Genomic DNA, 9377 nt, shown 5'->3' with positions numbered 1-9377 from the left:
ACCCCCCATTCAACCTCCCCGCGGGTCGGGGGTTTCACACTCCCCCACACCAGCAAAAAGCGGGCGGCGGCCCCCCCGCGCCCGCCCCGCCCGGTGGGGCGAGGCGGCCGCGGGAGCGATCGTCACATGGCGCCGGCCGTCCGTGGGGACGGTCGGGTGACGGTCGTCAGAGGGTGCCGGTGATGGCGGTGCCGGTGTGGTTGCCGGGAACGGCCGTCAGGTCGGGGGTCTGGACGGGGGCCCAGGTGCCGTCGGCGTGGCGGGCGGTGGTCAGGACGCGGTTGTCCGTGGTGGTGACGGCGAACTGGGCGTCGCCGTCGACGGGGGCGGCGCTGACGGAGGCGGCGGTGATGTTGCCGAGGACGCCGGTCAGCGGCCGGAAGGGCTGCCAGGTGCGGTCCGCGAAGCGGATGGTGTGGAACTGGGCGCCGGTCGAGGTGACGGCGACGAGGTCCATGTCACCGCCCTGACGGGCCATGGCGACGGAGGCGACGGTGCCGATGGGGCCCGCGGCGTCGGCGACCGAGCCCCAGCCGCTCCAGGTCCCGTCCGCGGCACGGACGGTGTGCTGGACGGTGCCGCCCGCGACGGCCGCGACCTGCAGCTCGCTGCCGGTGCCGGCGGCGGCCACGGAGGTGACGCCGTTCAGCGGTCCGGCGGCGCCGAAGACGGCGCCGAAGCCGGTCCAGGTGCCGTCGGCGTGGCGCACGGTGTGGAAGACCTGGCCGCCGGCGAGGACCACGACGTGCAGGTCGGCGCCGATCGAGGAGGCCGAGACCTGGGTGATGTTCCCGAGCTCCCCGGCGGCCTGGTTGACGTCGCCGAAGGCGGACCAGGTGCCGTCGGGCTTGCGCAGGGAGTGGTGGAGGCGGCCGTCGCCGCCGAGGGCGAGGACGTGGGTGTCGCCGTTGATCCCGGCGGCGGCAACGGACTTGACGCCGCCGATGCTGCCCGCGGTGGCCTGGACGTCCTGGAACGCGGTCCAGCTGCCGTCGTAGAGGCGGGTGGCCTGGAACAGGCCGTTGTCGCCCTTGACCAGGGCCTGGGTCTTCCAGCCGGTCGCGGTCGCCCGCACCTGCTGCACCCACGCGCCGAGGTCGTCCACGCGCGAGGACGTCGCCCCGGTACGGGTCTCGGTGGCCGGGGTGCCCAGGCAGCCGCCCTGCCAGGAGCGGACGGCCACGGCGGCGATCTCGGGGGTGCCGTTGCGGTCGCGCAGCAGCGGGGCCCCGGCGTCGCCCTGGCACAGGGCGGCCGCGCCGGCGGCGGGCGCCGTGTCGATGCCGGTGGCGGCGACGGCGCCGACGGTGTGGGTGGTGGTGTGGACCTGGAACGGCGCCCACTCGGTGGCGGTCCGGCCGTGGCCGGGTACGCGCAGGCTGTCGCCGGCCGCGGGCGCGGTGGCGGAGACGGCGAGCGGGGTGAGGCCGTCCACCGGCGTGGCGAGGCGGGCCATGACGAGGTCGCGGTCGCCGCGGGTGGCGAGCTCGGCGATGCCGACGGTGTGGCCGGCGATCGTGGCGGTGCTCGCGGTCGCGGGCGCACCGGCGGCGGGGTTGTCGCCGAAGCAGGAGGCGGCGGTCAGGACCCAGTTGCGGTCGACCAGGGCGGCGGTGCAGGAGCGCGAGCCCGGGTGGCCGGGCTGCCCGAAGGCGACGGTGCCGACGGCCTGGTAGTCGGTGCCCGCGGCCGGGGCGGCCGGCCCGTCGGTGGCGTTGAGCTCCAGCAGCGTGGTCGAGCTGGTGGCGTCGCCCTCGCCGACCGGGGTCCAGGCGTTCTTGTTGACGTCGAGGCTGCTGACGGTGCCCGCGGTGTTCAGCGTGGCCTTGATGGTGTGGTCGTCGCCCTTGATGTTGTAGACCTGCGGGATCTGCAGGGCGAGGTACCCGGTGGGCCCGGTGATCCGGAAGCACACCAGGCTCGGGTTGGCCGTGCGGCTGTACAGCTGCACCAGGCCGGGCCCCGAGGCGCAGTCGGCGAGCACGATGTGCCCGTCCCCGGCCGTGAGGGTGATGTTCCGGTCCGCGAGGACCTTGGCCGCATCGGGGTAGCCGAACCCTTCCGCCGCGACCGGCGCCGGCGCGGCCTCGGCGGCGGTCGCCGCCGGCACCGAACCGGCCATCACGGGTATCGCGAGGGCTGCGCCGAGGGGCCAGGCCAGTCTTCGAGCTGTACGCACCAGAATCTCCCGTAAGAGGACGTGCCCGGGAGGCACCAGCACCCCCCGAGCCGGCAAAGAAACGATCAATCGGACGCTATCGCCCGCATTCCTCGCCCGTCAAAGTCGCCGGCCGCCCCGGCGGATCCCTGGTGGGTCGTCATGTTCCGGGTGGTTTTGCGGCGGTATTCCTTCGGAATGGGGATTTCGCTCTTCGGGGGAATCCGGTCGAATTGTCAGGGGAGGCGGGTCGCCTCGATCACGCACATCGGGCCCTGGGTCGTGCGGATCCGGTCGAGGCGGAAGCCGGACGCGGCGAGGAGGTCGCGCCAGTCGGTGGCGGAGCGTTCGCGGCCGGTGAGCATGCCGAGCATGGTGAGGTCGAGGAGGGAGGCCACCTCGGGGGCGGCGCCCTGGTCGAGGACGGTCTCGACCAGGATCAGGCGGGCGTCGGGCGCGGTGGCGGCGCGGTGGACGTTGGCGAGGATGTGCCCGGCCTTCTCGTCGGACCAGTCGTGCAGGATGAAGCAGGCCAAGTAGTCCTCCGCGGGCGGCACTTCGACGAAGAAATCGCCGCCCGCCGTCGTGATCCGGTCGTCGACCCCGTGGGCGCGCAGGACGTCCGGGGCGGCCGCGACCACGTGGGGCAGGTCGAAGACGGTGCCCCGCAGGTGCGGGTCGCGCTGGGCGAGGACGGCCAGGACGGCGCCGTCCGCCCCGCCGATGTCGACGACGGTCCGTGCGCCGTCCAGCTCGACCGCGTCCAGGGCGTGGTGGCGGATGGCGCGGGCGAAGTCGGTCATCGCGGCGGTGAACGCGCCCACCCGGGCCGGGTCCTCGCCGACCCAGTCGAAGAACGGTTCCCCGTAGGCGAGTTCGGCGGCGGGACGGCCGGTCTCGGCGGTGCCCCACAGCTCGCCGAAGGCGCGGTAGTGCGAGTCCATCCACATCAGGGCGATGTTGCGGACGGATTCGGGGACGCCGGAGGCGAGGGTGCGCCCGAGCGGGCCGAGCCGGACCAGCCCGGTGTCGGCGTCGAGCGCGAAGACGTCCTCGCCGGCGAGCGCGTGGACGATCCGGGCCAGCGGGTCGGGGCGCAGGCCGGTGGCGGTGGCGAGCTCGGCCAACGGGCGTGGTCCGTCGAGGAGTTGGTCGGCTAGGCCGGCTCTGGCGGCGACGAAGAGGGCCTGGGCGATCTGGTACCCGCCGAGCAGGCGCAGCATCGCGATGGCGGGCGTGGGGGAGGCCGGGGCGTTCATGCCGGTCAAGCTAGCGAGCCGGACCCGCCGGCGCGCCTGGGCGCGCGGGCGGGCCCACCCGGGCGGAGCAACGGCGTGCTCAGTCCACCAAGTCCGGTGCGAAGTAGTCGCGCAGACGGGCGATCCGGTCGTCGCGGATCCGGAAGATCTGGACGAGCGAGGCCGTGGTGTCGCCCTCGTCCCCCTCCCCGTCGAAGACCGTGTCGATCTCGGCGATGAACACGTCCGGATCGGTGGTGGTGTGCAGCACGTAGCTCGACTTGGCGAAGTTCGGCGTGCGGCCGACCTTCCCGCCGCGCCGGTACTGCTCGGCCATCGCGCTGCGGATCTGCTCGCGGCCGACCAGGCGCCGCGGGAAGTCGGCGTCGGCGGGCACGAACGGTGCCTCGAAGACGCCGTCCTCGGTGAAGGTCTCGGCGAGGGCGTCGGCGTCGCGGGACAGGGGTCCGGCGTGGACGTAGCTCTCGAAGATCTGCTGCGGCGTTCGGGGCATGTCGGTCTCCCTGGACGTGGGCACGGGAGGCCACATAATCACAGGGATGCTCCACTGGCGAAGGGGGATGACGGTGAGTCAGGAGGGCTTCCGCAGCGTCCGGCGCGCGGCGGCCAGGGTCAGCAGGCCCCAGAGCGCGCCCGCGCCCGCGACCGCGTAGACGCCGAGGCCGACGAAGGACAGGTCGTAGTCGGCGGCGACCGGCGGGACGTAGCCGTCCGGGTCGGCCAGGACGACGGTGCTCCGGCCCGCGTCGGACGGGCCGCCGCAACCCGACCCGCTGTACTCGCCGTGCGGCAGCGGCGTCCCGTCCGCGTGGCGGATCCCGCACGTCCAACTGACGACGCCGCGCTTGTCCTTGGCCGAGTGGGCCCACGTGACCACGACGTCGGTCCGCACCCCGCGGTGCGCGATCACCTCGGCCTGGAAGGCCCTCATGGGCAGGACGAGCAGCGCGATCCCGAGTACGACGCCCGGCCACAGCACCCACCCGGTGGTCCGGAGGGCCATCAGGCCGCCGAGCCCCGCGATGAACACGATCACGGCGGCGACGGCGCAGGGCAGGCTGTAGTCCGGGTTCGCGCCGAGCGCCATCAGGCCGACGACCAGCAGCGGCACGAGCAGCCCGGTCAGCAGCGCCGTGATGCGGACGGTCCGCGGCTTGAGCGGCCGGTCCTTGCGGGGCCGCCGCTTCCCAGCCTTCCCGGCGGCGGAATTCGGGCGGAACGTCCCGTCGCTCAGCGGTCTCTTCTGCTTCTTGTTCCTGCGGCGTGCCATGCCCGGGCCCCCGTCCGTTCGTGCGCTCCTGCGTTCCTGCGCTCCCGCGCTTCCGCTCTCCTGTGCTCTCGCGCCCCTGCTCTCCTGTGCTCGCGACAGTGTGGCGGCAGCACCGGTGCGAGCGGAACCCGGGCCCCCGGATCTCGCCAGAACTCTTGATGTGAAGTATCTTGATGTCGAGATTGATCCGGGGGTGAGCCCCGGGGAACGGGACGGGGGAGCACCATGGGGCGGAGCGCCAACGGAAGCGGCGGCGGGCTGATCGGACAGCTGCGGCGGCCACCGGGCGGACCGGACGCCCGCACGATGCTGCTCGCCCAGTTCGTCGACCGCACCGGCACCGGCGTCTGGGCCGCCGCCTCCGTCCTGTACTTCACCTTCGTCCGCGGACTCGACGCCGGCCGGCTCGGCCTCCTGCTCGGCGTCGCCGCCGTCGCCGGGATCGCCGGCTCGCCGCTCGCCGGGCGGGCGGCCGAGCGCTTCACCGTCCGCGGCCTCCTGACCGCGTGCCACCTGCTGCGCCTCGGGACGATGGCCCTGCTGCTCGTCGTCGACCAGTACGTCCTGATGCTGCTCCTCGTCGCGCTCACCTGCCTCGGCGAGCGCGGCGCCAAGACGCTGGAGATGCTCTTCGCGACCCGGGTCGCGGGCGAGCGGCGCGGCGAGTACCAGGCACTCTTCCGCAGCGTCGCCAACGCGGGCTACGCACTCGGCGCGGGCATCGCGGCGGCCGGGCTCGCGGTGGGCACGGTGACCGCCTACCGCGCGCTGATCCTGGCCAACGCGCTCTCCTTCGTCCTGGCCGCGGCCCTCGTCCGGCGGACGGGCGAACCGGCCGGGCACGGGCTCGTGGTGACGCGGAGCACCGCGCCGAGCAGGCCCGAGCCGGCCGCCGGCAGCCCCTGGCGGGACCGCGGCTACCTGCTCTTCGTCCTCCTCGACATGCCGCTCAACCTCGACGACTCCGTGCTCAACGTCGGCCTCCCGCTCTGGCTCGTCCACCACACCACCGCTCCGCACGCCCTCGTGCCCGCCTTCCTGGTGCTCAACACCGTGCTCGTGGTGGTGCTCCAACTGCGCGTCTCCGCCTGGGCGCAGGGGCCGAGCGGGGCGGTCAAGTCGCTGGCCTGGTACGGCGTGACGCTGCTCGCGAGCTGCCTGCTGCTGGCGGCCTCGACCGGGCGCGGGGCGTGGGCGGCCTCGGCGGCGCTGCTCGCGGCCGGGGCGCTGGTGACGTTCGCCGAACTGCTGCGCTCGGTCAGCTCCTGGGAGTTGGCGGTGAGCCTGGCCCCGCCGCAGGCGCGGGCGTCCTACCTGGGCGTCGCCGGGATGTCCCAGTCGGTGCAGAAGTCGGCCGGCCCGCTGCTGCTGACCGGCGTGGTGATGACGGCCGGCCCGGTCGGCTGGATCGGGCTCGGCGCGGTGGTGACGGCCCTGGGCGCGGTCCAGCGCCGAGCGGCCGCCCGCCGGCTGGCCGCCCTGGCGCGGCCCGAGGAGTCCGAGGCGCGCCAGGACGGTCGGCAGGTGGCCCGCGAGGTTCAGCGGACGACGTCGATGTAGCTCATCATCCCGTTGTCCTCGTGCGCCGCGATGTGGCAGTGGAACTTCATTGGCCGATCCGGTTTGGAGATCGTACAGGCACGAACCGACGGGGAGAAGAGCTCTCGCTGCGGAGAAGTTCAAGGCTGCGACAGCGCCCGGCCGCGGGCGCCGGAGCCCCTCGTCGATCCCGTTGAATGCACGGGAATGTGTGCGCTGACCTGATGGAATGCGTCCCAGAGGTGTACGGGCGCGACCGTCTCCAGCGGGTGAATCCGGACAGCGCAGCGTGTCGGGTTGAGGGGGACCGGGGCGCGCGGGACGGGCCCTGTTTCGGCGCTTCTGTCGAATCGCATGTTTGGGCCGGTGTGACAGCCTCTAATCGGATCGATGCTGACCCTTTGCTGACTTTTCTGACAAGTAGTCAGTTGACCCATCGGCCTTTGGCCAGCTTTCGTCTCACGCGGCCGGGTCGGTGGCGGAGGTGGTGTGGTCAGCAGGACTTGGAGTGCGATGCGGGCGGCGGCCGTGGGCGGGGAGTCGCAGTTTCCGCCCACGGTGCGTGGAGGCCTGTCCAGTAGGCTGGCCTGCTCGTAGAGGCGCAGGGTCTCGGTCATGGTGCCGATGGCTCGGGCGAGAACTCTGATACGCATACCTCCACGGTGGCCATTGACCTTCCGTCGCGGTGGCAGGTCTACCGTGGGCCGCAGAGCGAGGTCGAAGGAAGTGGCGGTTGTGCGGCTGGAGATGCTGACGGTCCCGCCCTGCTCGACCGGCCCGGTTCTGCAGGAGCGGCTCGCCATGATCCTCGACGACCTTCTGGCGTCGAGTTGTTGCAGCAGGATCCGGCCGGCGACCTGGGGCAGCACACGAGACTCGGTCAGTCACGCCTTCGTGTGCTTCCAGGCCTCCCCGGCAGCCTTCAAGCTTGCATCGTCGTCGCTGGTGTGAACCGTGCAGATTCGGGGAAATTCGGGCAGTTACAGGCGTACGGTGAGGCCCCTGGGTAGGGAGTAGGCAATTGAGGCTCAGCGCAGCGCGGGTGACCAACTACCGCTCGGTTTTTGACAGCACCGAGTTTGAGGTGGAACACGACAAGACGATCCTTGTCGGCGCGAACGAAGCGGGGAAGACCGCGGTGCTGCGAGCGCTACAGTCCGTGAATCCGCCGCACGGTGAACCCAGCGGCTTGAACTCCTTGAGGGACTACCCCCGTTCTCGACACACTGAAGTGGACAGCGGGGACCGGGATGTCGACGACTTCCCGGTCGCGCGCGCCACCTTTGCTCTTGACGCAGGGGACGTCAACGTTCTGCGTGAGATCGATCCGGTTCTCTTCGCGAACGCGAAGTCGTTCCAGGCCACGCGCTACATGAGCAACAAGCGCAGGTACACGATCCCCGGTATAGATCGTGCCGAGGTCCTTGGAGCTATCAGTAAGGACATCATCCGGTTGAAAGGGCACGTGAAAAGCCGTGGGGACGAGGGGCAGCTGCTGGCCATCGAGGTTGAGCAACTGTTGGCGGGCATGCTCGACACCCGGTTGCTTGCGGAGCAGCTCGCCTCCGACCTGAACACTTGGCTGGACAGGGCGTTGCTGGTGATAGACGAAGGCAACTCCGCCGCCGAGGCGCAATGCGACCGGATCAAGGCTGCCCTTCAGCGGCCTCAGATCTGGGAGGCGGGTGTCACTGCCCTTACTGCCCGCATGCCGGTGTTCGTGTATTACTCGCAGTACTTCACCGTCCGACCGCGGATCCATCTCGCCAACCTGGCCCAGCGCGAGGCTGCTGGGGAGCTGGACGACGAGTTTGACTTCGGGAACCTGTGCCTATTGCGGCTGCTCGGCTTCAGGGCGGCGGAACTGTCGCAGATGGTGAACCAACTGCCGCCTGCCCTGCCTGCGAACCAGCAGGATGAGAACGCGATGGCCACCTACCGAGAGGAGGAGAAGCTGTGGCAGGAGCAGCGAGACCGGCGGCAGTACAAGCTGAACGCGGCCAGTGTCCTGCTCACCAGGCTGATTAGCGAGGTATGGGGGGAGAAGTCTCTTCAGCTACGGCTGATCGCCGAGGACCAGTACCTCAAGGTTGTGGTGGTCGACGACCTCGGAGTCGAGGTTGAGGTCGACCAGCGGAGTGAGGGTTTCCGTTGGCTGGTGAGCTTCTTCGTCGTGTTCCGGGCTCAGGCGGAGTACGAGCTGGACCGGGCGGTCCTGTTGCTCGACGAGCCCGGACTGCATCTGCATGCGCTCAAGCAGCGCGAGTTCCGCAAGACGGTGGCGATCCTCGCTGAGGACAACCAGATCCTGTACACCACCCATTCGCCGTTCATGGTGGGCCCGGAGGAACTCCACCGGGTGCGATTGGTCGAGATGCTTGACCGGACGAGCGGCACCCGGATCCACGGCCGGCTGGTCTCGGACGACCCGCGTTCCGTCTTCCCGCTCCAGGCTGCGCTGGGGTACGACCTCGCGCAGAGCATGTTCACCCAGCGCCGGAACCTCGTTGTCGAGGGCCTGACCGACATGTGGTTCCTCGAAGGCGTTGCCAGTGCGATGCGTGAGGCCGGGATCAGCGGCGTGATGCGCGACGACATAGCCATCGTCCCTGCCGGTAGCGCCAGCAAGGTCATCTACTACTGCACGATCCTGCATACTCAGAAGCTGAAGGTGGCCGCGCTCCTGGACTCGGACGCCGCCGGCGAGAAGGCCGCCACCCAGGACGATCTGGTTCGGTTGCTCAAGACCAATCAGATCCTCCGGGCCAAGGACTGCTACAGCGGCCCGGTCACGGGATGCGAGATCGAGGAGCTCCTCCGCGAAACGCTGATCAAGGTCGCACGCGACACGCTCGGCTGGGACGTGACCGCGACCGCTACCGCCCAGTCGAGGCGCCCGCTCGTCGACGTCCTTACCAAGGAGATCGCCGGCTTCTCCAAGTACAAGTTGGCGAAGGCGTTTTTGCACTGGCTTACGGAGCACGGCTGGAACGACCTGACCCCGGACGAGAAGCAGTCCTGGACCAAGCTCTTCGCAGGGATCAACAAGGGCTTGGCCTAGTACTCCAGTGAGAGTTCTCCGTTTTCCCTGGTCAGCGGCCTGGTGGTCGGGAGTGTAGCCGGGCCGTGCCGGGGGCGGAGGGGTGTTCGC

General features: G+C 70.8%; 8 protein-coding genes. 3 read left to right on the top strand and 5 right to left on the bottom strand.

Annotated elements, in window-relative coordinates; translation table 11 throughout:
* Positions 1 to 166 precede the first annotated feature (166 nt).
* The 4 genes from ACFV4F_RS32135 to ACFV4F_RS32120 all read right to left on the bottom strand — a co-directional run bounded on the left by ACFV4F_RS32135 (position 167) and on the right by ACFV4F_RS32120 (position 4687).
* Positions 167 to 2179 (bottom strand): trypsin-like serine protease, encoded by a 2013-nt coding sequence (locus ACFV4F_RS32135; protein WP_380507778.1) that lies wholly within the window; start codon positions 2177 to 2179, stop codon positions 167 to 169.
* 215 nt (positions 2180 to 2394) lie between these two features.
* The gene (locus ACFV4F_RS32130; RefSeq protein ID WP_380507775.1) at positions 2395 to 3417 is read right to left on the bottom strand and encodes a methyltransferase; all 1023 of its coding nucleotides are present in this window, start codon (positions 3415 to 3417) and stop codon (positions 2395 to 2397) included.
* A 79-nt stretch (positions 3418 to 3496) separates the two neighbouring features.
* Positions 3497 to 3910: a nuclear transport factor 2 family protein gene (locus ACFV4F_RS32125; RefSeq protein WP_380439188.1), complete on the bottom strand. Its 414-nt coding sequence runs from the start codon at positions 3908 to 3910 to the stop codon at positions 3497 to 3499.
* Positions 3911 to 3988: 78 nt separating this feature from the next.
* Positions 3989 to 4687, bottom strand: coding sequence for a hypothetical protein (locus ACFV4F_RS32120; protein WP_380507772.1), 699 nt, complete (start codon positions 4685 to 4687; stop codon positions 3989 to 3991).
* 225 nt (positions 4688 to 4912) lie between these two features.
* On the opposite strand from ACFV4F_RS32120, the gene ACFV4F_RS32115 reads away from it, so the two are divergent.
* Entirely contained in the window at positions 4913 to 6247 is a 1335-nt protein-coding gene (locus ACFV4F_RS32115; protein WP_380507769.1) for an MFS transporter, read from the top strand.
* Here the strand turns inward: ACFV4F_RS32115 and ACFV4F_RS32110 are convergent.
* Entirely contained in the window at positions 6226 to 6297 is a 72-nt protein-coding gene (locus tag ACFV4F_RS32110; protein ID WP_380439272.1) for a multicopper oxidase domain-containing protein, read from the bottom strand. The genes ACFV4F_RS32115 and ACFV4F_RS32110 overlap by 22 nt on opposite strands.
* A 664-nt stretch (positions 6298 to 6961) precedes the next feature.
* On the opposite strand from ACFV4F_RS32110, the gene ACFV4F_RS32105 reads away from it, so the two are divergent.
* Together ACFV4F_RS32105 and ACFV4F_RS32100 are read left to right on the top strand one after the other, a co-directional pair.
* On the top strand, positions 6962 to 7177 hold the full coding sequence (locus tag ACFV4F_RS32105; protein WP_380507766.1) for a hypothetical protein: 216 nt from the start codon (positions 6962 to 6964) through the stop codon (positions 7175 to 7177).
* Positions 7178 to 7268: 91 nt separating this feature from the next.
* Positions 7269 to 9287, top strand: a complete 2019-nt coding sequence (locus ACFV4F_RS32100) for an AAA family ATPase (RefSeq protein WP_380507763.1) — start codon at positions 7269 to 7271, stop codon at positions 9285 to 9287.
* Positions 9288 to 9377: the final 90 nt, after the last annotated feature.

The organism is Kitasatospora sp. NPDC059722 (genome assembly GCF_042733235.1).
Classification (GTDB): Bacteria; Actinomycetota; Actinomycetes; order Streptomycetales; family Streptomycetaceae; genus Kitasatospora.
The sequence above is the reverse complement of the archived record's forward strand: the minus strand, read 5'-3'. Positions and strand labels throughout refer to the sequence as shown.